The organism is Paenibacillus sp. GD4 (genome assembly GCF_030846225.1).
Lineage (GTDB): Bacteria > Bacillota > Bacilli > Paenibacillales > NBRC-103111 > Paenibacillus_G > Paenibacillus_G silviterrae.
On the sequence record NZ_JAVCYK010000001.1, the window covers coordinates 4580920 to 4606393 of the forward strand.

The window sequence follows — 25474 nt, forward strand, 5'->3', positions numbered from 1 at the left end:
TGTCCAGCATAGATCAACTTATAGGAGGAAGCGAATGATGTTAGTCAAATGGAAGCTGAAACTGCAAATTATCTATTTCCGTCTTTTGCTGCTGCTCGGGCTCAAGGGCGAAGAAATTTATTACATCGGTGGAAGTGAAGCGCTGCCGCCTCCGCTCACCCGCGAAGAGGAAGAATATTTGCTGGAAAAGCTTCCATCAGGCGACGCCGCCATACGGGGAATGCTTATTGAACGCAATCTGCGTTTGGTCGTATACATTGCTCGCAAATTTGAGAATACCGGCATCAACATTGAAGATTTGGTGTCGATCGGAGCCATCGGGCTGATCAAGGCGGTCAATACATTTGATCCGGAGAAAAAGATCAAGCTGGCCACTTATGCCTCCCGATGCATAGAGAATGAAATTCTGATGTACCTTCGCCGCAACAGCAAAATTCGTACGGAGGTATCGTTCGACGAACCGCTCAATATCGATTGGGACGGCAACGAGCTGCTGCTCTCCGATGTGCTCGGAACGGAGAACGACACCATCTACCGCAACATCGAGGAGCAGGTTGATCGCAAGCTGCTGCATAAAGCGCTGGATAAGCTCTCGGAGCGGGAGCGGATCATCATGGAGCTCCGCTTCGGGTTGACGGACGGAGAAGAGAAGACGCAGAAGGATGTCGCCGATATGCTGGGCATTTCGCAATCGTATATCTCCCGTCTGGAAAAGCGCATTATTAAGCGTCTTCGCAAGGAATTCAATAAAATGGTGTAATCTGGAAACCAATAATTTTTAAGAAAATGTAAGCGAAAACGTCCTTGATTTATCTGGGTTTTGTCCAATTTTGGCGGATGAGGGCACTTGTAGGACAAGTTCTGCAGCGCATAAAAAAACCTTCCAAGGTTATAATTAACAGTAATGTTTCTCCTTGGGAGGTTATCACGGTGACCCGAAATAAAGTCGAAATTTGCGGTGTAGACACTGCAAAGCTACCTGTTTTGACCAACGCGGAAATGCGTGAGTTATTCGTTCAGCTTCAAGAGAAGAATGAGCGGACTGCAAGAGAGAAATTGGTGAATGGCAACCTCCGGTTGGTGCTCAGCGTCATTCAGCGCTTCAATAACCGCGGCGAGTTTGTCGATGATTTATTTCAGGTTGGCTGCATCGGACTGATGAAGGCTATTGATAATTTTGATTTAAGTCAAAATGTGAAGTTTTCCACCTATGCCGTACCGATGATAATTGGGGAAATCCGGCGCTATCTGCGGGATAACAATCCGATTCGGGTGTCCCGCTCGCTCCGCGACATCGCCTATAAGGCGCTGCAGGTTCGCGATGCATTAACGAATCAGAACTCGCGCGAGCCTACGATTTACGAAATTTCCGAAGCGCTCAATGTGCCGAAGGAAGATGTGGTTTTCGCCTTAGACGCCATCCAGGACCCGGTTTCGCTCTTCGAGCCAATCTACCATGACGGCGGGGATCCGATCTATGTCATGGATCAAATCAGCGACGATCGCAACAAGGATGTCTCCTGGATCGAGGGAATTGCCCTCCGGGAGGCGATGCGCAAGCTGAACGACCGCGAGAAAATGATTCTCTCCATGCGTTTCTTTGATGGGAAAACGCAAATGGAGGTTGCCGATGAGATCGGTATTTCTCAAGCACAAGTATCCCGCTTGGAAAAATCAGCGATTTCGCAAATGCAAAAGCACGTTAAAAACTAAGCTCCCGCAAAGGGATAAGGTACAGAGTCCGTTTCAGGCTTCTGTGCCTTTTTTTCATCAGGGCAGGACATTTTCCCTTTCACTTACATACATATAGTTATATACCCAGTTCCTTAGATGCACGATCACAGGAGCTGCTTTCGGTGGTGATGGGCAGCATGAAAATATCCGATTTCCAAACGAAGGATGTCATCAATATTGTAGACGGCAAGAAGCTCGGCCAGGTGAGTGACTTAGAGCTGGATTTGCGGCATGGACGCATTGAGGCTATCATTGTGCCGAATTCGGCGCGATTTTTCGGTCTGTTCGGCGGTGCCACGGAGGTTGTTATTCCTTGGAGGAATATCGTCAAGATCGGCATGGACGTCGTTCTGGTGAAGCTGGATGACCTTCGAACGTATCGTCAGCAGGACGAAGGAGAAGTGACCTACGAATACAACCGCCAATATCGGGAGTAGTAGAAAGTGCCGAAGAAGAGCATACGGGCGTGTGCTCTTTTTTTTCGGGTGAAGGATCGGTATACTGGTGAAAACAGGTGCAAGGAGGAGGAGGACTGGATGGAGCCTTTTGTTAGGACAATCGCGGAGAACGGCTGTGAGACCTGGAGACTGGCAAATTGGGAGGAAAAGTATCCCCAGCTTACGGCAGGCTTTACCTCACGAAAGGGCGGCGTCAGCCGGGATTCGTTCGACAGCTTGAACTGTGGACTACATGTGAACGATAATCCCGCGGATGTGGTCGCCAACCGTCAGCTGCTTGCGAGGGCGATCGGCGCGTCATTTGATGCCTGCACTTATGCCGAACAGGTTCACGGCAAGGAAATTCAAGTGGTCGCGAAGGCTCAGGCAGGAGCGGGGAACTCCTCTAGAGAAAAAGCGCTGCAGGCCAAGGACGGGTTTGTCACGAACGTACCCGGCATTTATCTTCATGCGCTGTTTGCCGATTGCGTACCGTTATATTTCTACGATCCGGTACACAAGGCAGTCGGGCTGGCTCATGCGGGCTGGAAGGGAACGGTGCTGCAAATCGCCAAGGCTACGCTGGAGACGATGAGCGCGGCGTATGGAACGAAGCCGAGGGACGTTTATGCCGCCATAGGGCCTTCCATTCAGGCTTGCTGCTATGAGGTGGACGAGAATGTCATCACCAGGGTGGATAAGACGCTGCGCGAGCTGGGGCTTAGCAACCAGCTGGCGGCTCAGGAATCTGTCTATCATCCGGTCTCCGAAGGAAAATGGATGTTAAGCTTGCAACAATTGAACCGACAAATTATGATAAAAGCAGGAATTATGCCAGTTCATATCGAAATAAGTACGTTATGCACAAGCTGTCAAGTGGAAGACTTCTTTTCCCATCGGAAGGAAGGCGGCAAAACAGGACGGATGGCGGCTTGGATCGGCATACGGGAGTAGCGCAGGTATATCCTCATCGGTTGCCTGCCGTTAGAACGGGCGGACAGCGAGGTGAAAGGGCCTTTGTTACAGGAATTACAGCAGAGAATATCGGACGTGGAACATAAAGTTCAGGCCGCTTGCGATCGAGCCGGGAGGGCTCGAGACGACGTACAGGTAATTGCCGTCACGAAATACGTGTCCTTGGCAACGACTGGCGCGGCATTGGAGGCAGGACTGAACCATATCGGAGAGAACCGTTGGCAGGATGTACAGCCGAAGTGGGAAGCGTATCACGACAAAGCGACATGGCATTTTATCGGCCATCTTCAGACGAATAAAGTGAAGGATGTCGTGGGTAAATTCGCGTACATCCACTCTCTTGACCGGCTTTCATTGGCGAAGGAGCTGGAGAAGAAGGCGGCAGCTATGGGCATCGTCGTACAGGTCTTTCTTCAGCTGAATATTTCCGGGGAAGAGACGAAGCACGGTTTGGAGCCGGACAAGCTGTTTGATTTGGTACGTGAGATAAAATCATTCGAGCATCTCCGGATTGTAGGGCTGATGACGATAGCTCCTTATGAAGCGGAGCCGGAATCGACCCGGCCGGTATTCCGCGGGCTTCGCGAATGGCGGGATCGATTGAATGCCGAGGGAATTCTGGATTACGAGGTGCCGCATTTATCCATGGGGATGTCAAACGACTTCGAGGTGGCTATAGAGGAAGGGGCAACCTGGGTCCGGCTCGGATCCATTTTGGTCGGCAAGGAATAACCGTGATCCGGTGTTCAGTACTATAAATAAGGAGGAGTTGAAAATGAGCGTTATGAATAAGTTCATGAACTTTCTCGGTCTTCAGGAAGAAGAAGAAGTCATTGAGCGTGAACGGGTAGTCGAGCCGCAGCAGGAGGAAAACGAAACCCCTGTGCAGGATACACGTAGGAATAAGGGAAACATCGTCAGCATTCATTCGCAGAAAAGCGTCCGCGTTGTGTTGAACGAGCCCCGTTCTTATGAAGAAACGTGGGAGATTGCCGATCACCTGCGGTCCCGCCGGCCGGTTGTCGTCAATCTTCATCGGGCCCGGCCGGATCACACGACGCGCATCTTTGATTTTCTGAGCGGAACGGTGTATGCTCTGAATGGCTCGATATCCAAGCTAGGGCCGAATATTTTCCTGTGCACGCCGGAAGGTGTGGAGATTCACGGCTCCATTACGGAGAATCTCCATCGGGAAGAACAGTAACGTAACGAAGAAGTCCTATTACAGTTAACGAGGTGATCAGCTTGTACGTCATTGAAAGTTATATTCATACATTGATTTTGATCTACCGCTACGTGCTCATCGCCTATGTATTGCTGTCCTGGCTGCCTAATGCAAGAGAAAGCTTTATCGGTGAGATTTTGGCGAAGCTGTGCGAGCCGTATTTATCGATTTTTCGTCGTTTTATTCCGCCGATCGGCGGTATGATTGACATCTCTCCAATCGTAGCGCTGCTGGCACTGTTCTTTATCGAGCTGGGGCTTTCAGCTGTCATCGGTTTCTTTGTGTAGCAGGTGAAGGAAATTGAACAACGAGAACATTTACTCACATTTTCATCCGGATGAACATCGATTCGTCGATAAGGCCGCCGAATGGGTGGAGAGAGCGGAGCAGCATGCGCTGAAGCTGACGGACTTTCTTGATCCGCGGCAAGCGTTTATCGTCACCACTTTGGTGAACCGATCCGGTGACGTTCAGGTTCGCTTTGACGGTGGGCACGAGAATGCGGAGCGCAAGCGGGCGATCATAGCACCTGACTATCGGGATCTGGCTTCCGAGGATATCGGAATCCGCTTGATCTCGGTCGAGTCGCCGGACGAGAAGCTTAAGGATCTGGATCACGGGGATTACATGGGAGCCATCCTAGGTCTCGGTCTGAAGCGGGACAAGATCGGCGACATTTATGTCCGGGAGAACGGTTGTCACTTTCTGGTTGCAGCCGAAGTGGCCGACTACATGCGATTGAACCTGACTCAGGTGCACCGTGCCCATGTCATGACGGAGGAGCTGCCGCTGGACCGGCTTATCGCTACGGATGTGTCGCTGGAAGAATTGAGCCTTTCCGTCGCTTCGATGCGACTCGACGGAATCGTCAGCGATGTATATCGTCTAAGCCGCGCGAAAGTGCTGCTGCCGATTAAGGCAGGCCGCTGTAAAGTGAACTGGAAGCAGGAGGAGGATCCCAGCAAGCCGCTTCAAGCGGGGGATGTGGTCTCGCTGCAGGGCTTCGGCCGGTTCAAGGTGCTTGAGGTCGAGGGAGTATCCAAAAAAGGAAGACAGCGCGTAAGAATCGGCAAATATGCATAGTTTGCCGATTTTTTTTGTTACGGATTGCAGGAAAATGTGGGCTCCTGTCGAATATAGCAATACCATACAGTCGGATAAAACTTTGGAGGTGCAGCAATGGCTTTAACCCCGCTCGATATACATAATAAAGAATTCAGCCGTTCGTTCCGAGGCTATGACGAAGACCAGGTGAACGAGTTCCTCGACCAAGTGATCAAGGATTACGAGGCATTGATCCGTGAAAATAAAGATTTGCAGAATCAGCTCGCAACGATTCAAGAGCGTCTTGACCATTTTTCTAATATTGAGGAAACCCTCAGCAAAACGATCATTGTGGCGCAGGAAGCTGCGGACGAAGTGAAAACGAACGCCAAGAAGGAAGCGCAATTGATCCTGAAGGAAGCGGAGAAGAACGCGGACCGGATCATCAACGAATCGCTCGTTAAATCCCGTAAGATCGCCCTTGAGATCGAAGAGTTGAAGAAGCAGGCCTCCATCTACCGCACGCGCTTCCGCACGCTGATTGAAGCTCAGCTCGAGCTGCTCAGCACGGAGGATTGGAGCACTTTGGAGAAAATTGAGATCGAATCCAACTGAGAAAGTTGACGTTGGACACGATTTTCGCTATACTCCTCTATATTACCTGAGTTAACATAAACCAAAGCGATGACTGGGACAAGTACGCTGCCAAGCGGATGCCAGCGAGCCGGGAATTTGGTGCAAGCCCGGACTTCCTGCAGCAGTGGAATATCACCCAGGAGCGTCTCTTGAACCTCGTTGCAGCGATCCGGCATGCATGCCGCTAACCGCTGTCAACTGATGATCCGATGTAGAGAGTATCGGCTGATCCCGTTATCGATCGTTTGAGTGAAGGCTGCTTGCAGTCTTAATCAGGGTGGTACCGCGAGACTTCTCGTCCCTAGTCAGGGATGCGAGGTCTTTTTTTGATTGTTACGAAGAAGCTGTAGCATTAGTTATTATGGAAGAGATCAGGAGTGGTAGCAGTATGGACTATGGCAAAACACTAAATTTACTTCAAACGGATTTCCCTATGCGCGGCAATTTGCCGCAGGCCGAGCCGAAAATGCAGCAGCATTGGGAGGACATCAACATCTATGCGAAGGTGCAGGAGAGCCGGAAGGGCAAACCGAAATTCATCCTGCACGACGGACCTCCTTATGCGAACGGCGATATCCATATCGGGCATGCGCTGAACAAAATTTTGAAGGACATTATCGTACGCTTCAAAACGATGCAGGGCTTCGACGCTCCTTATGTGCCAGGCTGGGATACGCACGGTTTGCCGATTGAACAAGCGATCGCCAACGGCGGAAAAGTGGATCGCAAGAAAATGAGCGTCAACGAATTCCGCGATTATTGCAAGGAGTATGCGTTACAGTGGGTGGAAAAGCAGAAGGGCCAGTTTAAGCGGCTGAGCATCCGCGGCGACTGGGATAACCCGTATATTACGCTCCAGCCGAAATACGAAGCGCAGCAAATCCGCGTCTTCGGGGGTATGGTGAATAAAGGCTATATTTATAAAGGGCTGAAGCCGGTCTATTGGTCTCCGTCCTCTGAAAGTGCGCTGGCGGAAGCGGAGATCGAATATAAGGACAAAACGTCCGCATCCATCTATGTTGCATTTCAGGTAAAAGACGGCAAGGGTAAGCTTCCGGAGGATGCAGCCATTGTGATCTGGACGACAACACCTTGGACGCTGCCGGCCAACCTCGGGATCAGTCTTCATCCGGATTTTGACTATGCCGTAGTCGAGACGAGCGGCAAGAAGTATGTGCTTGCTCAGGGCTTGCTGGAAGCAGCATCGAAGGAAATCGGCTGGACCGATGTGAAGGTGCTCTCTACGTTCAAGGGCAGCGAACTGGATGGCGTGCTTTGTCAGCATCCGTTCTATGACCGGACCTCACTTGTCATGGTAGGCGAGCATGTCACGCTGGAAGCAGGTACCGGCTGTGTCCACACGGCTCCAGGACATGGGGAAGACGACTTTGTGATCGGTCAGCGCTACAATCTGGGCGTGCTTTGTCCGGTGGATGACCAGGGCAAATTTACGGCGGAGGCGCCGGGCTTTGAAGGGATTTTCTACGACAAAGCGAACAAAATGATTACCGAAAAGCTGGAGGAAACAGGTCACCTTCTTAAGCTCAGCTTTATTAATCACCAATATCCGCACGACTGGCGGACGAAGAAGCCGGTCATTTTCCGGGCAACGGAGCAATGGTTCGCTTCAGTGGATAAGTTCCGTCAGGCGATGCTCGATGAAATCAAGCGCATCAACTGGACGCCGGAGTGGGGCGAGGTTCGTCTTCATAACATGATCGCCGATCGCGGAGACTGGTGTATTTCCCGTCAACGGGCGTGGGGGGTACCGATCCCGATCTTCTATTGCCGCAGCTGTAACGAGCCGCTTGTCAACAATGAGACCATTGAGCATGTGGCCAACATTTTCGAGGAAGAGGGCTCTAACGCCTGGTTCCAAAGAGAGGAAAAGGACCTGCTGCCGGCAGGCACGGTATGTTCGAAATGCGGACATGATCATTTCCGTAAGGAAACGGACATCATGGACGTATGGTTCGACTCCGGCTCCAGCCATGTGGCGGTGCTTGAGACCCGTGAAGAGCTGCAGTGGCCTGCGGATCTATACCTCGAGGGCTCCGACCAGTACCGCGGCTGGTACAATTCGTCGCTCATCACCGGTGTAGCGGTCAAAGGACAGTCGCCTTACAAAGGGATCCTCAGCCACGGCTTTACACTGGACGGAGAAGGCCGGAAAATGTCCAAGTCGCTTGGGAATACGGTCGATCCGAAGCAGGTATGCGATAAGCTGGGAGCGGATATTCTCCGTCTATGGGTTTCCTCCGTGGACTATCAGTCGGATGTGCGGATTTCGGATAACATCCTGACCCAGATTACCGAGGTATACCGGAAAATCCGCAATACACTTCGCTTCCTTCTCGGAAATCTGTATGATTTCAACCCGGCAGCCGATCGCGTAGCCGTCTCTGAGATGAACGAGCTGGACCGCTTCGCTATGATTCGCCTGCAGCGCATGACGGATCGCGTTGTAAGGGCGTATGACAAATATGAATTCCATGTGGTCTACCAAGCGGTGCATCACTTCTGCGCAGTGGAAATGAGCGCGTTCTATCTGGACATTATCAAGGACCGGCTCTATGCTAATGCACCGGGGGATGCCTCCCGCCGCGCGGCGCAAACCGTATTATATGATGCGCTCACGGCAATAACTAAATTGATTGCTCCGATCCTGCCGCATACCGCGGACGAGGTGTGGCAATTCATCGCAGGTAAACAATATGAAACAGTACAGATGGCAGAGCTTCCAGCAGTAGACGAGAGCCTGTTCAATGAAGCGCTTGAAAGCAAGTGGGAGAAGTTTACGGAGCTTCGCGACGGGGTTCTTAAGGCACTGGAGGAAGCCCGCAAGGAGAAGCTGATCGGAAACTCGCTAAGTGCCGAGGTACAGCTTTATCCTGACCAAGAAACGTTCGACTTCCTTCAGGGCTTTGAGCAGCTGGATCAGCTGTTTATCGTTTCGGCCGTAGCGCTGCATCAGCCGGGTGCGGCTGTACCGGAAGGAGCCCTTACCTTCCAAGGCTTGTCCGTGAAGGTTGCGGTAGCCGAAGGCGAGAAGTGCGAGCGCTGCTGGATCGTTACTCCTGAGGTAGGTCATGATGCAGAGCATCCGACTCTTTGCAAACGCTGCTCGAGTGTGATTAAAAACAGCTAAGAAAAACGAGCTGATCCGCCCAAGGAGGCGGATGAGCTCGTATTCTTTCCATTTATTCGAATCGGTCTTCAGCGGTCATGTCGGGCTCCAGCAAGCCCCAGCCTTCACCGCTCTGCATGTAATCCTGATAGGTCCGGTTGCGGACGACAGTAACGTGCTGACCGTACATATCGGTGGCAAGGAAGCTTTCGAAGGCTTCGACGTAACCGAGGTTTTCGTCAGCCTCGATCTCCATGTCATTGTAATTATCCGAAACATTCGGGTTTTCCGCCATGGCCGGAGTATTCGAGGTGCCGTAGTTCTCAACGATTTGCCATGCGTCCTCACCGTCGAATTGGTTCTGCTCATCAAGCTCATCCAAGCTGGTTCGTCCGAAAGGCGGTTGAAGAATTTCTTCTTCTACAGGGCGACGTTCGGACATATGCGGGTCGGGAACATGCTCGACACAGTAGGAAGCCGTTGGTAGCGCCTGGAGACGGTCGAAGGAGATCGGAGCGCCGCACGTGCGGCATACTCCATACTGCCCGTTTTCCATACGGGTCAAAGCTTCATTTACATCGGTGAGATGGCGTTCGGCATTTTCATTCAAGGCAATATCCTTTTCCCGCTCGAACATTTCAGAGCCGAGATCGGCGGGATGGTTATCAACAGCAGACAGCTCTCCTGTCTGTACCCTTTGTGAGTCGCCGAGTCCATAATTTTCGTTTTGTTCAAAATGGCCGTCCAGCCACCTTTTCTCCTCAAGCAGCTTGGACTGTAATTGTTGAAGCTGATCGGCAGTTAAATGAGATGCTGCGGATTCCGGACGCTTCTTCAAGATCAGACGCCTCCTTTGCTAATGTAGCTATGGTGTTATTTTTGGCGAAGAAACGATTTTTTAGCTAGGTAAATCCTTGTATCAAGGAGATGAGATGTTGAGATATTACATTTATGCTTTGATTGTGCTTGTTATCGACCAGATCACCAAGTGGATGATCGTGAAAAATATGGCCTATGGCGAATCCATTTCCGTTATCGGCGACTTTTTTATGATCACCTCTCACCGGAACCGGGGAGCGGCCTTTGGCATTTTGCAAAATCAGCGCTGGTTTTTTATTGTCATTACCATTGTTGTAGTGATCGGAATTGTGTGGTATCTGCGTAAAGCGGTTAGAGAAGGTCAAAGGCTGCTTCCGCTCGCGCTGTCGCTTATTCTGGGTGGAGCCGTGGGCAATTTTGTTGACAGGGCCTTGTTCGGTGAAGTCGTAGACTTTCTGGATTTCCGCTTTACGATTCCTTGGCCGGGAGAGCCGTTCCTTTACAATTACCCGATATTTAATGTAGCCGATTCGGGAATTGTTGTCGGGGTAGCGCTGATTTTCCTTGATTCTTTCTTGGGATGGCGAAACGAGAGCAAGCAGAAAGGCTCCAACCTCAATGAAAGCAAGCAAGAAAGCGGGGAAGCCTAAAATGGATATCATGCAGGAAACGGATTCCGCGGAAGCCCGTTATGAATGGGTAACCGAAGCGGAAGATGCAGGAGAACGAATCGATAAATACGTTACAGAATCGTTGGAGGAGGATGTGTCCCGTTCGCAGGTCCAGCAGTGGATTAAGGACGGGCATATCACGGTGGATGGGGCTGCGGTGAAGCCGAACCGCAAGCTTGCGGCAGGAGAAACCGTGGTTCTTCATATGCCGGAAGCCCAAGAGCTGGACTTAGAGCCGGAAAACATTCCTCTAGACGTGGTGTACGAGGATAAAGATGTCATTGTTGTTAACAAGCCCCGGGGGCTCGTGGTTCACCCGGCGCCGGGACATTCCAGCGGCACGTTAGTGAATGCGCTGCTGTATCATTGCAAGGACCTTTCGGGGATTAACGGCGTCATGCGTCCGGGTATCGTTCATCGTATCGATAAGGATACTTCGGGGCTGCTGATGGCGGCTAAAAATGACCTGGCTCATGCCGGCTTGGCCGAGCAGCTTAAGGAGCATTCGGTCAACCGCCAATATATTGCATTGGTCCATGGGAATGTTCCCCATGAGCATGGAACCATTGACGCTCCTATCGGCAGAGATCCAAAGGATCGCAAGCTGTATACGGTAACTGAGCGCAATAGCAAGCACGCCGTTACTCATTTTTTGGTCCTGGAGCGATTTGGGGACTATACGCTGGTGGAATTGAAGCTGGAAACGGGAAGGACGCATCAGATCCGTGTGCATATGAAGTTTATCGGACATCCGCTCGTAGGAGATCCTGCCTACGGTCCTACCAAAGCGAAGGGTGTCATGATGGAAGGACAGGCGCTTCATGCGGCCGTTCTTGGCTTCATTCATCCTCGGACCAAGGAAACGCTGCAATTCGAAGCGGAGCTTCCGGAGGATATGCAGAGAGTACTGTCCATTCTTAGAACACGGTAAAGGGAAGAGAAGCCTATGGAGTCGATGGAGAGGTTAATCAATCCGCGGTTGAAGGAAATTCAAATCTCGGGGATTCGAAAAATAGCTAACAAGGTGGCCGCGTATCCGGACGCAATCTCGCTCACTATCGGTCAACCCGACTTTCCGACGCCGGAGCATATTATGCGCGCCGCGGAAAAGGCCATTGCCGAGCAGAAGACAACCTATACAGCCAATGCAGGGCTTTTGGAGCTTCGTCAGGCAATAAGCGCCTTTGTTGCGGGGAAATACGGACAGCAGTATTCCGCGGCGGAGGAAATCATTGTTACCGCTGGTGCAAGTCAGGCACTTGATATTACGCTGCGCACCATCCTTCAGGAAGGCTGCGAGGTCATTCTGCCCGGACCGATCTACCCGGGATATGAGCCGCTCGTACGCCTTTGCGGCGGGACCCCGGTATACGTCGATACCACCGGGAATGGGTTTAAGCTTACGGCTTCTCTGCTGGAGCCTCATTTAACCGAACGGACACGAGCAGTTGTGCTATGTTATCCGTCCAACCCGACGGGTCGGGTCATGAGTCCCGATGAGCTGCAGGAAATGGCTGAGCTGCTCTCAGACAAAAATATATTCGTGATCTCCGATGAAATTTATAGTGAATTGATCTATGACGCGCCACACCGGTCCATTGCGACATATCCGGGGATGAGAGATAAGACAATTGTCATCAACGGCTTGTCCAAATCACATTCCATGACAGGCTGGCGGATCGGCTATACACTTGCTCCTGCCTATGTGAGCCAGCATATGATCAAGGCACATCAATACAATGTGACCTGTGCGAGCTCCATCAGTCAGTATGCGGCATTGGAAGCCATGACTCACGGTGTGGATGACGCTGCCGCAATGAAGGCAGAATATGTGAAGCGACGCGATTACGTCTATGATCGCTTGGTTGGGATGGGCTTTGAGCTGACCAAGCCGGAAGGGGCGTTCTATTTATTCCCTTCTATTAAGCGGTTCGGAATCCCGTCCATGGAATTTGCCACACGTCTGCTGGAGGAGCATCGGGTGGCAGTCGTTCCCGGGGATGCGTTCTCGGTTTACGGGGAAGGCTATATTCGCATCTCCTACGCGTATGCGATGGATGTGCTGGAGCGGGGACTGGATCGATTGGAAGCTTTCGTGAAAGTCTTAACGTAATGCAAAAGCGCCTACTTCTCGAGAGAGAGGCAGGCGCTTTTTGCGTAAGGGCGCTTACTGTGAGCTTTTCCAAGTGAAATATTCGGTCACGACACGAATGGCAATGTCCATCGCTTGTTCATCCGGTTCGATCTTGGCATGATGCAATCCATACGGAGTATTGACGCCCAGCCAGAACATGAAGCCGGGTATCCTCTCCAGGAAGTATCCGAAATCCTCGCCGGTCATTGCTTCTGTGCATTCAAACAGCCGAACATCGTCGCCGCGCCGGTCGAGCCAATGCATGAATTCCTTCGTGACTTCTTCGTTGTTATACACCTGACGATAATTAGCGCCGTAATCAATCTGCGCTTTGCAGTCAAAGGACGCCTCAATTCCTCCGACAACCGCTTCAATCCGCTTCTTGACCAGTTCCATATTGTCCTTGGACAGCGTTCGAATGGTTCCTTCCAGCCGTGCCGTCTCCGCTATAATGTTCTGCTTCGTTCCACCCTCCATCTTGCCTATCGTAATGACAGCGGAGTCCAAAGGGTTAACATTCCTCGAAACGATCGTCTGCAGCTGTCCCACCAGCTGGCATGCGGCGATGATCATATCATTGGCCTTATGAGGGAAGGCGGCATGGCCTCCAGTGCCCTTCAGATCGATAAAAAGCTCCGAGGTGTTGGCAAATAGTATTCCAGGCTTGGTGGCGATCGTGCCAACAGGATACTCCGGCGCAATATGCAGCGCGACGATTTGATCGGGCATCCAATCGCTCAGCTGCTCACTGGACAGCATAGGCTCGGCGCCGCCCGGTCCTTCTTCCGCGGGCTGGAACAGGAAGGTGATGTCATCGCGAATCGGATTTTGAACAAAATGGGTCAAAATGCCGAGGCCGATAGCCATATGCATATCATGGCCGCAAGCATGCATGTACCCGGGATGGGAGGAGCGGAAATCATAGCCTGTATCCTCGTTGATCGGGAGACCGTCCATGTCCGCCCTATAGCCGAAACACCGCTGCGGGTTCGTTCCTTTCACCTTCACCAGAATGCCGGTGCGCCATGTTCGGAGTTCCAGCCTATCTTTAGGTAACGTGTTGATATAATCCAGTAAATAACGCTGCGTTTTGAATTCCAGAAAGCCGGGCTCCGGAATTCGATGCAGATCCCTGCGAATGCGCACGAATGCGGATATGTCAGCCGAAGTCATTCCATGGTCCTCCTTGCGGTATGCGTCTTTGTGCAAAAAAGCCCGGCGTACGGCGCCGAGCCTTCAGGCTTTTGCTTTATTTTATTACAGAGTGCGAAGCTCTTTCAAGATTTCGGTTTTGGACTTGGTCTTGTCGTCAACCTTCTTGATCACGCGAGCAGGCGTACCTGCAACGACCGTGTACTCAGGAACGTCTTCTACGACTACGGCACCTGCCGCTACAACGGAGCCTTTGCCTACGCGAACGCCTTCCAGCACTACCGCATTCGCACCGATCATCACGTCATCCTCGATCACAACAGGCTGAGCGGATGGCGGTTCGATCACGCCGGCAAGAACGGAGCCTGCACCGATGTGACACATGTTGCCGACCTTTACCCGTCCGCCGATGACTACGCCCATATCAATCATCGTACCGGAGCCGATGGATGCACCGATGTTGATGACGGCGCCCATCATGATGATGGCGTTGTCGCCGATGCCTACCATCTCGCGGATCACCGCGCCCGGCTCGATGCGTGCGTTGATGTTTTTCAGATCAAGCAAAGGAATAGCGGAATTGCGGCGGTCATTTTCCACTACATAGTCTTCGATCTTTGCGCTGTTCGCATCGAGAACGGCCTTCACTTCGGTCCATTCGCCGAACACAACGCCGCTGTTGCCGGTGATGAAGGTTTGGATGCCGGCACCGAAATCAACGGATGCGAGATCGCCTTTCACATATACTTTCACTGGAGTTTTCTTTTTGCTGGTTTTAATGAGATTAATGACTTCTTCTGTATTCATTTCGATGGACATGATTCGAATCCAGCTCCTTATGTACATAATGCCGTGGTAAGCACGAACTACATCTTTTATAGCATAAATGAGCGGGACTGGCAATGCTTGGAGCATGGGCTTCCGACAGGGGGCGACAAATCCTATTGACAAGCGTTGTCGAACGTGGGATAATGCTGGTAACCGAATAGCACCTTTAAATACAGTCCCGTGAGGCTGGCAAGGTGAACGATCCGAGGACGTTTCTTAATGTACAAGAAGCAGGTGCATCCTGTTCTTATGTATGTACAAGAGACGGTTCTACTCTGGTGTACTCTAACCTTGCTGAATAAACGGCAAGGTTTTTTTGTGTAATAGTCTGGAATTCGCACGGATCCTGCAGGCGAGGAGGAACGGAACCTATGCAAGAAGCGCACGTATTGATGGACGAAACCGCCATAAGACGGGCATTAACGAGGATTGCACATGAGATCATCGAAAAAAATAAAGGCTTCGAGAACTGCATGCTGATCGGCATTCGTACGAGAGGCATTTATCTGGCTCAGCGAGTGGCTGACCGGATCCGGGAGATTGAAGGGGTTCCCGCGCAGGTCGGTGAAATTGATGTAACGAGGTACCGGGACGACCGAGTGGCGGCATCTGCCTTGGTCGGTAACGGTGAAGAAGCGGCCGGCAGCGAGCAGCTCGACGCCTTGGAAGTGCATAACAAGAAGCTGATCCTGTTCGACGATGTACTCTATACAGGGCGCACGGTAAGAGCAGCGATGGACGCACTGATGGATCTCGGCAGGCCCCAAATGATTCAGCTGGCGGTCCTGGTTGACAGAGGACACCGGGAGCTGCCGATTCGTCCCGATTATATAGGTAAGAACATTCCGACCTCGAGGATGGAAAGCATTGAGGTACAGGTACAGGAGCTTGACGGCATCGATCAGGTTGTAATTACCGGACAGAGGAGGCCAAACGAATGACATCGCTGCAAACGCTAGAAGGGAAGCATCTTCTTGGCACAAGAGGCATGAGTGCAAACGAGCTTTACTCCATTCTGGACCGCGCCGCCTATTGGGAGAATCATCCCGTGAAAGTGACGAATCAGCTGCAAGGACGATTTGTGGCCAACATGTTTTTTGAGAACAGTACAAGAACCAGGTTTTCCTTCGAGGTCGCCGAGAAGCGGCTGGGCGCGGAGGTGCTGAACTTCGCGGCAGCGGTGTCCAGTGTGCAAAAAGGCGAATCGATCTACGATACCGTCAGAACGCTCGAATCGATGGGCATTGACGCCGGCGTGATCCGGATGAAGCCAAACGGCTTGCTCGCCGAGCTGGCCGAGAAGATCAAGGTGCCTCTGATCAATGCAGGGGACGGCAACAACGAGCATCCGACACAAGCGCTGCTTGATCTGTACACGATGCGCAAGCAGTTCGGGGAACTCCGCGGACTTCATGTGGCCATCATCGGCGACATTCAGCACAGTAGGGTAGCTCGTTCGAACCTGTGGGCCCTGCAGACGCTCGGGGCGAAAGTGAGCTTCTGCGCGCCGCCGACCATGCAGGCTGCCGAGCTAAGCGAGCACGCGCCGTATGTGTCGATCGAAGAGGCCTTGAAGGCCGACGTCGTCATGATGCTGCGGGTGCAGCTGGAGCGCCACGAGGGCTCAATCTTCGGAGCGCCGGAGGAGTATCGGGCGGCTTACGGCCTGACGGCAGAGCGGGCTTCCCGGATGGCGCCTCATGCGATCATCATGCACCCGGCTCCGTTTAACCGCAATGTGGAAATCGATGACGAGCTGGTGGAATGTCCGAAATCCAAAATTTTTGCGCAGATGGGTCATGGGGTTCCCATTCGCATGGCGGTTATCGAAAGAGCCTTAAGCTAACGCAAGCGGAGAGCAAAATCAACAGGATAGATGCAGGACAAAAAGTGGAAGCATACGTTATAGGAGGTTCTCATGGGCGTTTGGATTATCAATGCAAAAACAGTGGCAGCAGGGAATGAGCTCGCAAGCAAGCATATATTCATGGAAGACGGCATCGTCAAGCAAATCGTAGAGGCGGGCGCAAGCCTGCCGGATACGACAGGACACGAAATCATTGACGCAGCAGGCAAGCTGGTAACGGCCGGGCTGATCGATATGCACGTGCATTTGCGCGAGCCGGGCTTTGAACATAAGGAGACGATCGCAACGGGAACCCGCTCTGCGGCGCGCGGCGGCTTTACGACGATTGCGTGCATGCCGAATACGCGTCCGGTGATCGATACTGTGGACACGGTGCAGCTGGTGCTGGATAAAGCCCGCACCGAGGGCATCGTTCGCGTGCTACCGTACGGCTGCATTACGAAGAACGAGCTCGGCCGCGAGCTGACGGACTTCGACGCGCTGAAGGAAGCCGGGGTCATCGGCTATACCGATGACGGCGTCGGCGTGCAAAGCGCGCAGATGATGAAGGATGCGATGGCCAAGGCGGCATCGATCGGCATGCCGATCATCGCTCACTGCGAGGACAACACGCTGGTGGAAGGAGCGGCCGTTTCCGAGGGCGCCTTCGCCCGGAAGCACGGGTTGAAGGGGATCCCGAACGAATCTGAAGCGATCCATGTCGGACGGGATATTTTGCTCGCAGAGGCCACGGGGGTTCACTACCATGTGTGCCACGTCAGTACGGAGCAGTCGGTACGGCTCATTCGCCAAGCGAAGCAGATCGGCATCAAGGTGACGGCTGAGGTTTGTCCTCACCATCTGCTGCTTTCGGACGAGGACATTCCCGACAGCATGGATGCCAATTGGAAAATGAACCCGCCGCTGCGTACACCGCGTGATGTGCAGGCTTGCATCGAGGGCTTGGAGGACGGAACGCTCGATATCGTCGTAACCGACCATGCTCCTCACAGCGAGGAAGAGAAGGCAAAAGGGATGCAGCTCGCGCCCTTCGGCATCGTAGGTTTTGAGACGGCCTTCCCGCTGCTCTACACAAAATTCGTGGCCACCGGCAAGTGGACGCTGCAGTTCCTTGTCGACAAAATGACGAAGCTCCCGGCGGACGTGTTCGGACTGCCGTGGGGTACGCTGGAGCCGGGCAAAACGGCGGACATCACGATCATTGATCTCGAAACCGAGAAAGAAGTGAACCCTGCGGAGTTCGCCTCCAAGGGACGGAACACGCCGTTTACCGGCTGGAAGCTGAAAGGCTGGCCGACCGCAACGATCGTGGAAGGAAAGGTCGTCTGGTCGGAATAATTTTGCGATGGCGAAGCAATCAAGGATAGACTAACAACTTTGGGGAGTTGATAAGGAATGCAGGCAAGATTGATTTTGGAAGACGGAACCGTATTTACCGGAAAAGCATTCGGCAGCGAAGGCGAGTCGATCGGTGAGGTTGTTTTCAATACAGGAATTACAGGCTATCAAGAGGTGCTTTCCGATCCGTCCTATTGCGGCCAGATCGTAACGATGACCTATCCGCTTATCGGAAACTACGGCATTGCCCGTGACGACTTCGAGTCGATCCGTCCTTATATTCACGGGTTCGTTGTTCGCGAGCACGAAATGGTGCCCAGCAACTGGAGAGCGGAGTATTCGCTCGACAGCCTGTTGAAGGAATACGGTATCGTAGGGATCAGCGGCATTGATACCCGGATGCTGACAAGAAGGATCCGCCACCACGGCGTAATGAAGGGGATCCTGACGACCTCCACGAAGCGTGTGGAAGAGCTGCTGGAGCAAATGAAGGGCGCTACTTTGATGACGGATCAAGTGCCTCGCGTTTCTACTAAAAGCGTCTACAGCTCTCCGGGAACGAAGGAACGGGTCGTGCTGGTTGACTTCGGCTCCAAGAGCGGCATCATGCGTGACTTGAGCAAGCGCGGCTGCGACATTGTGGTTGTTCCTCATGACACGACGGCGGAGCAAATCCGCAGACTCGCACCGGACGGCATTCTGTTGTCCAACGGTCCTGGGGATCCGAAGGATGTAGCTCATGCTTCGAAGATGATCGCAGAGCTGCTCGGTGAGTTCCCGATCTTCGGTATCTGCCTCGGACATCAGCTGTTCGCTCTCGCCAGCGGCGCCGATACCGAGAAGCTGAAATTCGGTCACCGCGGCGGCAACCATCCGGTGAAGGATCTGCAAACCGGCCGCTGCTACATCACTTCCCAAAACCATGGCTATACAGTGAAGGAAGACTCCATAGCGGGAACGGATTTGGAAGTAACGCATATCAACAACAACGACCGGACGATCGAAGGTCTGCGTCATAAGAAATATCCCGCGTTCTCCGTGCAATACCATCCGGAGGCGGCCCCTGGACCGTTCGATTCCAGCTATCTGTTCGACGACTTTATCCAAATGATCCGCGATCACAAAGAAAACAACCCGCAGGAATCCAGACAAGCCCGTATCGCGGCGGCTTATCAAGCGCAAAAAGCGGCAACTGCAGCATCGAAAGGAGAATTCTCGTATGCCCAAAAATAAAGAACTCAAAAAAATTCTCGTTATCGGCTCCGGTCCGATCGTTATCGGCCAGGCGGCTGAGTTCGACTATGCAGGTACGCAGGCGTGCCAAGCGCTGAAGGAAGAAGGCATGGAGGTTGTCCTGATCAACAGCAACCCGGCAACCATCATGACCGATACGAATATGGCCGATAAGGTGTACATCGAGCCGATTACACTGGACTTCGTTACCCAAATTATCCGTCAAGAGCGTCCGGACGGCCTGCTGCCTACCCTCGGCGGTCAAACGGGCTTGAACATGGCTGTGGAATTGGCCCGCGCAGGCGTCCTCGAGCGCGAGAACGTGAAGCTGCTCGGTACACAGCTTACCGCCATTGAGAAGGCGGAGGACCGCGACCTGTTCCGCGACCTGATGCGCGAGCTGGAGCAGCCGGTTCCGGAAAGCACGATCGTTACAACCGTGCAGGAGGCGCTCGATTTCGCCAATGAAATCGGGTATCCAATCATCGTACGTCCTGCCTACACTCTTGGCGGTACAGGCGGCGGAATTTGCGCTACGGAAGAGGAGCTGCTTGAAACGGTTGCTTCCGGGATCCGCTACAGCCCGATCAACCAGTGCTTGATCGAGAAGAGCATCGCCGGCATGAAGGAAGTCGAATACGAGGTTATGCGTGATGCGAACGACAACTGTATCGTCGTCTGTAACATGGAAAACTTCGACCCGGTAGGCGTACATACGGGAGACAGTATCGTAGTTGCGCCAAGCCAAACGCTGTCCGATCGCGAGTATCAAATGCTTCGCTCGGCATCGCTCAAAATCATTCGCGCCCTGAACATCGAGGGCGGCTGTAACGTACAGTTCGCCTTGGATCCGCTCAGCTATCAATATTATGTTATCGAAGTAAATCCGCGCGTAAGCCGCTCCTCTGCTCTTGCTTCCAAGGCGACAGGCTATCCGATCGCCAAGATGGCGGCCAAAATCGCAATCGGCTACACGCTGGATGAAATCGTCAACCCGGTAACGGGTCAAACCTACGCATGCTTTGAGCCTACGCTGGATTATATCGTTTCCAAAATCCCGCGCTGGCCATTCGATAAATTTACGGCAGCCAACCGCAAGCTCGGAACGCAGATGAAAGCGACAGGCGAGGTAATGGCGATCGGACGCACCTTCGAGGAATCGATTCACAAAGCGGTTCGTTCCCTGGAGATCGGTGTACACCGACTCTACCTGAAGGATGCCGAAGGCCTTGATCAAGCAACGCTGGAAGCGCGCCTGATCAAGCCGGACGATGAGCGCATCTTCCTGATCGCTGAAGCGCTTCGCCGCGGTTATACCGTACAGCAGCTGCAAGATTTGACACATGTGGACTGGTGGTTCCTGCACAAGCTGGAAGGTCTCATCAAGTTTGAAGAGGAGCTTCAGCAGGCTGAGCTTACCGAAGAGCTCGTGTATCAAGCGAAGCGCAAAGGCTTCACGGACCGCGCTATCGCAGAGCTTCGCATGAAGGCGGGCCTAAGCACCTACACGAACGAGCTGGATATCCGTGCGTACCGCAAGAGCCTGAATATCAAGCCGGTTTATAAAATGGTAGATACGTGCGCCGCCGAGTTTGAAGCTACGACACCTTACTACTATTCGACCTACGAGACGGAGGATGAAGTGACCGAAACAACGAAGCAGAAGGTCGTTGTCCTAGGCTCCGGTCCGATTCGTATCGGTCAAGGGATCGAGTTCGACTACTCCACGGTGCATGCCGTATGGGCGATCCAAAAGGCGGGCTACGAGGCGGTTATCATCAACAACAACCCTGAAACTGTATCGACGGATTTCAGCACCTCGGACCGTCTGTACTTTGAGCCGCTGTTCTTCGAGGATGTCATGAACGTGATCGAGCGCGAGCAGCCGCTGGGAGTTATCGTCCAATTCGGCGGGCAAACGGCGATCAACCTGGCCGCTCCGCTGTCCAAAGCCGGTGTGCGGATCCTGGGTACGGAGCTGGAAAACATCGATGCGGCGGAAGACCGCAAGAAGTTCGAAGCGCTGCTCCGCGAGCTTGAGATTGCTCAGCCGCCGGGCGGAACGGTAACCTCGGTCGACCAGGCGGTAGGCATGGCGTCCAACTTCGGTTATCCGGTGCTGGTGCGTCCTTCCTACGTCTTGGGCGGTCGTGCGATGGAGATCGTCTACTCCGACGAAGAGCTGCTCAGCTACATGGAATATGCGGTGAAAATCAATCCGGAGCATCCGGTTCTGATCGACCGTTACATGCTGGGTAAGGAAGTCGAGGTTGACGCGATCTGCGATAAGGAAACCGTTCTGATTCCAGGCATCATGGAGCATATCGAGCGCGCCGGGGTTCACTCCGGAGACTCAATCGCGGTATATCCTCCGCAAACCATTTCGGATAACATTAAACAGCAAATCATTGAAATTACTACGAAGATTGCCCGCGGCCTTCAGGTTGTCGGCTTGGTCAACATCCAATTCGTTATCTATAAAGAGCAAGTGTATGTGATCGAGGTAAATCCGCGCTCCTCGCGTACGGTGCCGTTCCTCAGCAAGGTTACGAAAATTCCGATGGCCAACGTAGCTACCCGCGTGATCATGGGCGAGAAGCTCGCTGATATGGGCTATCAAACGGGCTTGTGGCCTGAGGATGATTTCGTCTCCGTGAAGGTGCCGGTCTTCTCCTTCGCGAAGCTGCGCCGTGTAGATACGACCCTCGGACCTGAGATGAAATCGACCGGTGAAGTCATGGGCCGCGATAAGAACTTCAGCAAGGCGCTCTATAAGGGCCTCATCGGCTCCGGGATGAAAATCCCGCCAACCGGCGCGATCATCGCTACGGTAGCGGATAAGGACAAGGAAGAGGCTACGGAAATTCTTCGCGGCTTCTACAACCTGGGCTACAAAATTGTGGCAACAGGCGGTACGGCCGATGCGCTGGAGCAAGCCGGATTGCGCGTAACCCGTGTGAACAAGCTGAGCGAAGGCACGCCGAACATTCTTGACCTCATTCGCAACGGAGAAGCTCACTTTGTCGTCAATACGCTGACCAAAGGCAAAACGCCGGAGCGTGACGGCTTCCGGATTCGCCGTGAAGCGGTTGAGAACGGCGTGGTTTGCATGACGTCGCTGGATACGGTCAATGCGCTTCTGCATATGCTTGAGGCGATTAACTTCCAATCGACGGCTATGCCGGCACACGTATAAGCTGTAACAAGGCTCGATTAGCACAGCGCCTGGGGATTCTTCTCAGGAGGCTGTGCTAATCCCATGCTTAGGCGGTCTTCGGACTGCCTTCACCATATGGAAGGGGAGAAGCACGTTGTCCAGTCAGCCGAATGCAGCATCAAAAATTATGGTGGCGCTAGATTATCCGACAGCCGATCAAGCGGAGGCGCTCGTACAAAGCCTTCAAGGCATTTCTTGCTGGATGAAGGTAGGAATGCAGCTGTTTTACAGTGCCGGTCCCGGATTTGTGGCAAGCCTGAAGGAACGCGGATATCATGTATTCCTGGATCTGAAGATGCACGATATCCCGAATACCGTGAAAGGCGGCTCTGAAAGTGTAACGCGTCTTGGCGTCGATATGTTTAACGTGCATGCCGCGGGCGGAAAGCAGATGATGGAGGCTGCGCTGGAAGGAGTGGACAAAGGGATGGCTGCCGGTTCCGTGAAGCCGGTGGTTATTGGGGTTACCCAGCTCACCAGCACAAGTCAAGAGGTCCTGAACGGCGAAATCGGAATTCAAGGCTCGGTGGAGAATGCCGTGATTCGTTATGCGGAGCTGGCTAGGTCCGCCGGCTTGCATGGTGTTGTAGCTTCGCCGCTTGAGGTGATACGGATTAAAGAAGCCTGCGGGACTAGCTTTGTGACGGTGACCCCCGGGATTCGGCCGGCCGGCGCGGAGATCGGCGACCAGTCCCGAGTGATGACGCCGGAGGAAGCATTCCGCCAAGGAACCGACTATGTGGTCATCGGCAGGCCGATCACGGCTGCTGCGAGCCCTAGAGCGGCCTTAGAATCGATAATCGAAGCGATCGCTGTTTCTCAATAATATATCCGAGGAGTTGTACAAACGCATGAGCGCTAATTCCATTCGTACGAACCCGAAGCTGGCGGAAAATATTGCTGCGGCTTTGCTTAAGATCGGGGCGGTAGCCCTTCGTCCGAACCAGCCGTTTACTTGGACTTCGGGATTAAAATCCCCGATTTACTGTGATAACCGGCTGACCATTTCCTATCCTGAAGTACGTGAGATGATCGCGGACGGCTTTGTCCAGCTAATCAAAGAGAACTATCCTGATGTGGAAATGATCGCCGGAGCGGCTACGGGCGGCATCCCTCACGCGGCTTGGGTTGCGCAGAAGCTGAATCTGCCGATGGTTTACGTGCGGGATAAAGCGAAAGGCCACGGGAAGGAAAACCTGATTGAAGGGGCCATTCAGCCGGGGCAAAAGACTGTAGTAATCGAGGACCTGATCTCCACAGGGGGAAGCTCTCTGAAGGTTGCTCTTGCCGTCAATGAAGCGGGGGCACAATCGCTTGGGGTGCTCGGCATTTTCTCCTATCAGTTTGATAAAGCGAAAGAAGCGTTCGATGGGGCGGGAGTGCCCTTCGAGACATTGACCAACTACACAACGCTGGTGGATGTTGCCTTAAAGCAGGGAAGCATTGAGGAGCAGGATCTGGAAGCGCTGCGGGCGTGGCGCGCGAATCCAAGCGAATACGGGAAGTAAGTAAAGAAAAAGCCTTAATCGAATTGCTGAACTGTAACCCTGTTTGTGGACATTGAAATAAACACCTAGCATAACTATGCTGCTACTAGATGGCTCCTGTACTCGTCAGGGGTCATCTTTTTTAATTCCCATTGAAAACGTTCCGAATTGTAAAAGTGGATGTATTCCTCTATTCGGGCTTGTAGTTCTTCAAAAGTTAAAGAGGTGGTGTCATCCAGATCATCCTTCATATGCCCGAAAAAAGACTCCATAGGGGCATTGTCCCAACAATTTCCCTTACGGGACATGGACTGCTTAAGGCCTGCTCGTTGTATACGCTTTTGAAAGCTAGGATGTGTGTAGTGCATCCCTTGGTCCGAATGTATCATTGCCTCCGGGTGGATGGTGCCGTGCAAACGTTCAAAAAGCTTGTCCAGGGTTCGATCTACTATAGACATTTCTAACGATTTCGAAAGGTGATGAGCCAAGATTTGTTTGGTTGCTCCGTCCTTTACACATGAAAAATAAGCCATGAGGCCCTTTTCGTAAGGGATGTAAGTAATGTCCGTCAGCAACACCTTTTCGGGTTCGCCTTGATCAAACTGACGATTAAGTAGGTTCGGGCAAGTCTTATGCTCTTGAGTTGCCTTAGCCATCTTTCGGTAGGGGTTTGGTCTGCGAATCTTTGCCACAAGACCATACTTACGCATAATCCTCCGGATCTTCTTATGATTCATTGTCACATGATCATGTTGCTCTAGATGCATTTTAATCACTAGAGCCCCGGCTTTGCCCTTTAACTTGTTGAACTGGCGTTTAATGATCTCTAAATCCTTCTCGTCAGCAAGTTCCTTAGCCTGACGTTTCTCTTCACCTTGTAACCAGCGATAATATCCACTTCTACTCACTCCAGCAAGCTCACAAAGGAAACGTATCGTGCCCTCAAGCGAGTACAGTCGAATGGTTTGGTTAATGAGTTCAAAGTACTCGGAGGCGGTTAGGGATTCTTGCGCTTCACCTTCCCCTCTAGTACCTCGAGCTTTTTTAGGAAGTCATTCTCCGCTTCAAGTAATTTGATCCTCGCTTCAGCACGTTTTAATTGTTCTTCCACAGACAAACCTTCAACTGGCTTTCGGCCTGTAGCACCTTTACCGCGGCGTTCTTCTAGAAGTCCGTCCTCTCCACATGCTGAGTGAGCTGCTCTCCAACGTTTCAAGCACTCATTGGGCTTACGATTACCTATGATCGATAACTGAAATCCGGCTTCTATAAATATTTGCTGTGGCGGTTTGCCTTGTTGGTATGCCTTGAGAGCATTTATTTTAAACTCTGGTGAATACGTGATCGCCTTTTCTGATACGTGTAGTACATTAGGATTCTGTTCTAACTGTCTGATTTCAAGCGCCGTAAAGCGACGTCTGTTTACTGGGGACTTATTGCTATCTGTCATTTTAGACTTCGCTCCTCTCTGATAACATCCATTATAAACGTAAATAACCCGGAAGGTGGGCACTTTTTTCAAAGTGTCCACCTTCCGGGTCACAGTTCAT

Annotated in this window: 24 protein-coding genes and 1 other annotated feature; of the genes, 20 read left to right on the forward strand and 4 right to left on the reverse strand. The window is 52.4% G+C overall.

The window, feature by feature from the left end:
* Positions 1–37: 37 nt before the first annotated feature.
* From sigE to ileS, 10 genes are all read left to right on the forward strand, one after another.
* Positions 38–760, forward strand: coding sequence for an RNA polymerase sporulation sigma factor SigE (gene sigE / locus RAC89_RS21625; RefSeq protein ID WP_284644846.1), 723 nt, complete (start codon positions 38–40; stop codon positions 758–760).
* A 170-nt stretch (positions 761–930) separates the two neighbouring features.
* Positions 931–1713, forward strand: coding sequence for an RNA polymerase sporulation sigma factor SigG (gene sigG / locus RAC89_RS21630; protein ID WP_284638764.1), 783 nt, complete (start codon positions 931–933; stop codon positions 1711–1713).
* Between the two features lie 158 nt (positions 1714–1871).
* Positions 1872–2171, forward strand: a complete 300-nt coding sequence (locus tag RAC89_RS21635; RefSeq protein ID WP_284644847.1) for a YlmC/YmxH family sporulation protein — start codon at positions 1872–1874, stop codon at positions 2169–2171.
* Positions 2172–2270: 99 nt separating this feature from the next.
* On the forward strand, positions 2271–3125 hold the full coding sequence (pgeF, locus tag RAC89_RS21640) for a peptidoglycan editing factor PgeF (RefSeq protein WP_306615726.1): 855 nt from the start codon (positions 2271–2273) through the stop codon (positions 3123–3125).
* Between the two features lie 63 nt (positions 3126–3188).
* Positions 3189–3878 carry a YggS family pyridoxal phosphate-dependent enzyme gene (locus RAC89_RS21645; protein WP_306615727.1) on the forward strand — a complete coding sequence of 230 codons (690 nt, stop codon included), beginning with the start codon at positions 3189–3191 and terminating at the stop codon, positions 3876–3878.
* Between the two features lie 43 nt (positions 3879–3921).
* A complete protein-coding gene (locus RAC89_RS21650; protein ID WP_284638767.1) occupies positions 3922–4350 on the forward strand; it encodes a cell division protein SepF in 429 nt (142 codons plus the stop codon).
* Positions 4351–4391: 41 nt separating this feature from the next.
* Positions 4392–4658 carry a YggT family protein gene (locus RAC89_RS21655; RefSeq protein ID WP_284644848.1) on the forward strand — a complete coding sequence of 89 codons (267 nt, stop codon included), beginning with the start codon at positions 4392–4394 and terminating at the stop codon, positions 4656–4658.
* A gap of 13 nt (positions 4659–4671) precedes the next feature.
* Positions 4672–5454, forward strand: a complete 783-nt coding sequence (locus RAC89_RS21660) for a YlmH family RNA-binding protein (protein WP_306615728.1) — start codon at positions 4672–4674, stop codon at positions 5452–5454.
* A 96-nt stretch (positions 5455–5550) separates the two neighbouring features.
* Positions 5551–6030: a DivIVA domain-containing protein gene (locus RAC89_RS21665; RefSeq protein WP_306615729.1), complete on the forward strand. Its 480-nt coding sequence runs from the start codon at positions 5551–5553 to the stop codon at positions 6028–6030.
* Between the two features lie 60 nt (positions 6031–6090).
* Positions 6091–6357: a binding site (T-box leader), on the forward strand.
* Between the two features lie 82 nt (positions 6358–6439).
* Complete coding sequence (ileS, locus tag RAC89_RS21670) at positions 6440–9199, forward strand: isoleucine--tRNA ligase (RefSeq protein ID WP_306615730.1); 2760 nt, start codon at positions 6440–6442, stop codon at positions 9197–9199.
* Positions 9200–9251: 52 nt separating this feature from the next.
* On the opposite strand, the gene RAC89_RS21675 is transcribed toward ileS, so the two are convergent.
* Positions 9252–10016, reverse strand: coding sequence for a TraR/DksA C4-type zinc finger protein (locus tag RAC89_RS21675; protein WP_306615731.1), 765 nt, complete (start codon positions 10014–10016; stop codon positions 9252–9254).
* 97 nt (positions 10017–10113) lie between these two features.
* Between RAC89_RS21675 and lspA the strand changes: the two genes are divergently transcribed.
* Genes lspA through RAC89_RS21690 form a run of 3 tightly spaced genes read left to right on the forward strand, consistent with a single transcriptional unit; the run spans position 10114 to position 12781 of the window.
* Entirely contained in the window at positions 10114–10647 is a 534-nt protein-coding gene (lspA, locus tag RAC89_RS21680) for a signal peptidase II (RefSeq protein WP_284638772.1), read from the forward strand.
* Between the two features lies 1 nt (position 10648).
* Positions 10649–11599 (forward strand): RluA family pseudouridine synthase, encoded by a 951-nt coding sequence (locus RAC89_RS21685; RefSeq protein WP_306616159.1) that lies wholly within the window; start codon positions 10649–10651, stop codon positions 11597–11599.
* A gap of 24 nt (positions 11600–11623) precedes the next feature.
* Complete coding sequence (locus RAC89_RS21690) at positions 11624–12781, forward strand: aminotransferase A (RefSeq protein WP_306616160.1); 1158 nt, start codon at positions 11624–11626, stop codon at positions 12779–12781.
* Positions 12782–12835: 54 nt separating this feature from the next.
* Here the strand turns inward: RAC89_RS21690 and RAC89_RS21695 are convergent, their stop codons facing one another.
* Both RAC89_RS21695 and dapD read right to left on the reverse strand, forming a co-directional pair.
* Positions 12836–13975 carry an N-acetyldiaminopimelate deacetylase gene (locus RAC89_RS21695; RefSeq protein ID WP_306615732.1) on the reverse strand — a complete coding sequence of 380 codons (1140 nt, stop codon included), beginning with the start codon at positions 13973–13975 and terminating at the stop codon, positions 12836–12838.
* Positions 13976–14059: 84 nt separating this feature from the next.
* Entirely contained in the window at positions 14060–14773 is a 714-nt protein-coding gene (dapD, locus tag RAC89_RS21700) for a 2,3,4,5-tetrahydropyridine-2,6-dicarboxylate N-acetyltransferase (protein WP_372516643.1), read from the reverse strand.
* 380 nt (positions 14774–15153) lie between these two features.
* On the opposite strand from dapD, the gene pyrR reads away from it, so the two are divergent.
* The 7 genes from pyrR (at position 15154) to pyrE (ending at position 23945) form a co-directional block, all read left to right on the forward strand.
* Positions 15154–15723: a bifunctional pyr operon transcriptional regulator/uracil phosphoribosyltransferase PyrR gene (gene pyrR, locus RAC89_RS21705; RefSeq protein WP_306615733.1), complete on the forward strand. Its 570-nt coding sequence runs from the start codon at positions 15154–15156 to the stop codon at positions 15721–15723.
* Positions 15720–16628 (forward strand): aspartate carbamoyltransferase catalytic subunit, encoded by a 909-nt coding sequence (locus RAC89_RS21710; protein ID WP_306615734.1) that lies wholly within the window; start codon positions 15720–15722, stop codon positions 16626–16628. The genes pyrR and RAC89_RS21710 overlap by 4 nt, the downstream gene beginning before the upstream one ends.
* Before the next feature lie 72 nt (positions 16629–16700).
* Positions 16701–17987 (forward strand): dihydroorotase, encoded by a 1287-nt coding sequence (locus RAC89_RS21715; RefSeq protein WP_306615735.1) that lies wholly within the window; start codon positions 16701–16703, stop codon positions 17985–17987.
* Positions 17988–18044: 57 nt separating this feature from the next.
* Entirely contained in the window at positions 18045–19220 is a 1176-nt protein-coding gene (locus tag RAC89_RS21720; protein WP_306615736.1) for a carbamoyl phosphate synthase small subunit, read from the forward strand.
* The gene (carB, locus tag RAC89_RS21725) at positions 19207–22416 is read left to right on the forward strand and encodes a carbamoyl-phosphate synthase large subunit (RefSeq protein WP_306615737.1); all 3210 of its coding nucleotides are present in this window, start codon (positions 19207–19209) and stop codon (positions 22414–22416) included. The genes RAC89_RS21720 and carB overlap by 14 nt, the downstream gene beginning before the upstream one ends.
* Positions 22417–22531: 115 nt before the next feature.
* Positions 22532–23263 carry an orotidine-5'-phosphate decarboxylase gene (gene pyrF / locus RAC89_RS21730; RefSeq protein WP_306615738.1) on the forward strand — a complete coding sequence of 244 codons (732 nt, stop codon included), beginning with the start codon at positions 22532–22534 and terminating at the stop codon, positions 23261–23263.
* Positions 23264–23288: 25 nt separating this feature from the next.
* A complete protein-coding gene (pyrE, locus tag RAC89_RS21735; protein ID WP_306615739.1) occupies positions 23289–23945 on the forward strand; it encodes an orotate phosphoribosyltransferase in 657 nt (218 codons plus the stop codon).
* Positions 23946–24019: 74 nt separating this feature from the next.
* Here the strand turns inward: pyrE and RAC89_RS21740 are convergent.
* Positions 24020–25374, reverse strand: a protein-coding gene (locus tag RAC89_RS21740; RefSeq protein WP_306615740.1) for an IS3 family transposase whose coding sequence is annotated in 2 segments (ribosomal slippage) — positions 24020–24978 and positions 24978–25374 — 1356 coding nt in all. Because the reading frame shifts where the segments join, the coding sequence is not laid out codon by codon here.
* Positions 25375–25474 lie beyond the last annotated feature (100 nt).

Bases quoted from the DNA above. Each gene is read 5' to 3' on its own strand.
- sigE (WP_284644846.1), top strand. From the start codon at position 38: ATGTTAGTCAAATGGAAGCTGAAACTGCAAATTATCTATTTCCGTCTT.
- RAC89_RS21710 (WP_306615734.1), top strand. From the start codon at position 15,720: ATGACATCGCTGCAAACGCTAGAAGGGAAGCATCTTCTTGGCACAAGA.
- pyrE (WP_306615739.1), top strand. From the start codon at position 23,289: ATGAGCGCTAATTCCATTCGTACGAACCCGAAGCTGGCGGAAAATATT.
- RAC89_RS21665 (WP_306615729.1), top strand. From the start codon at position 5,551: ATGGCTTTAACCCCGCTCGATATACATAATAAAGAATTCAGCCGTTCG.
- RAC89_RS21720 (WP_306615736.1), top strand. From the start codon at position 18,045: ATGCAGGCAAGATTGATTTTGGAAGACGGAACCGTATTTACCGGAAAA.
- RAC89_RS21635 (WP_284644847.1), top strand. From the start codon at position 1,872: ATGAAAATATCCGATTTCCAAACGAAGGATGTCATCAATATTGTAGAC.
- RAC89_RS21690 (WP_306616160.1), top strand. From the start codon at position 11,624: ATGGAGAGGTTAATCAATCCGCGGTTGAAGGAAATTCAAATCTCGGGG.
- RAC89_RS21685 (WP_306616159.1), top strand. From the start codon at position 10,649: ATGGATATCATGCAGGAAACGGATTCCGCGGAAGCCCGTTATGAATGG.
- pyrR (WP_306615733.1), top strand. From the start codon at position 15,154: ATGCAAGAAGCGCACGTATTGATGGACGAAACCGCCATAAGACGGGCA.
- ileS (WP_306615730.1), top strand. From the start codon at position 6,440: ATGGACTATGGCAAAACACTAAATTTACTTCAAACGGATTTCCCTATG.
- dapD (WP_372516643.1), bottom strand. From the start codon at position 14,773: ATGTCCATCGAAATGAATACAGAAGAAGTCATTAATCTCATTAAAACC.
- RAC89_RS21650 (WP_284638767.1), top strand. From the start codon at position 3,922: ATGAGCGTTATGAATAAGTTCATGAACTTTCTCGGTCTTCAGGAAGAA.
- carB (WP_306615737.1), top strand. From the start codon at position 19,207: ATGCCCAAAAATAAAGAACTCAAAAAAATTCTCGTTATCGGCTCCGGT.
- RAC89_RS21715 (WP_306615735.1), top strand. From the start codon at position 16,701: ATGGGCGTTTGGATTATCAATGCAAAAACAGTGGCAGCAGGGAATGAG.
- RAC89_RS21695 (WP_306615732.1), bottom strand. From the start codon at position 13,975: ATGACTTCGGCTGACATATCCGCATTCGTGCGCATTCGCAGGGATCTG.
- pgeF (WP_306615726.1), top strand. From the start codon at position 2,271: ATGGAGCCTTTTGTTAGGACAATCGCGGAGAACGGCTGTGAGACCTGG.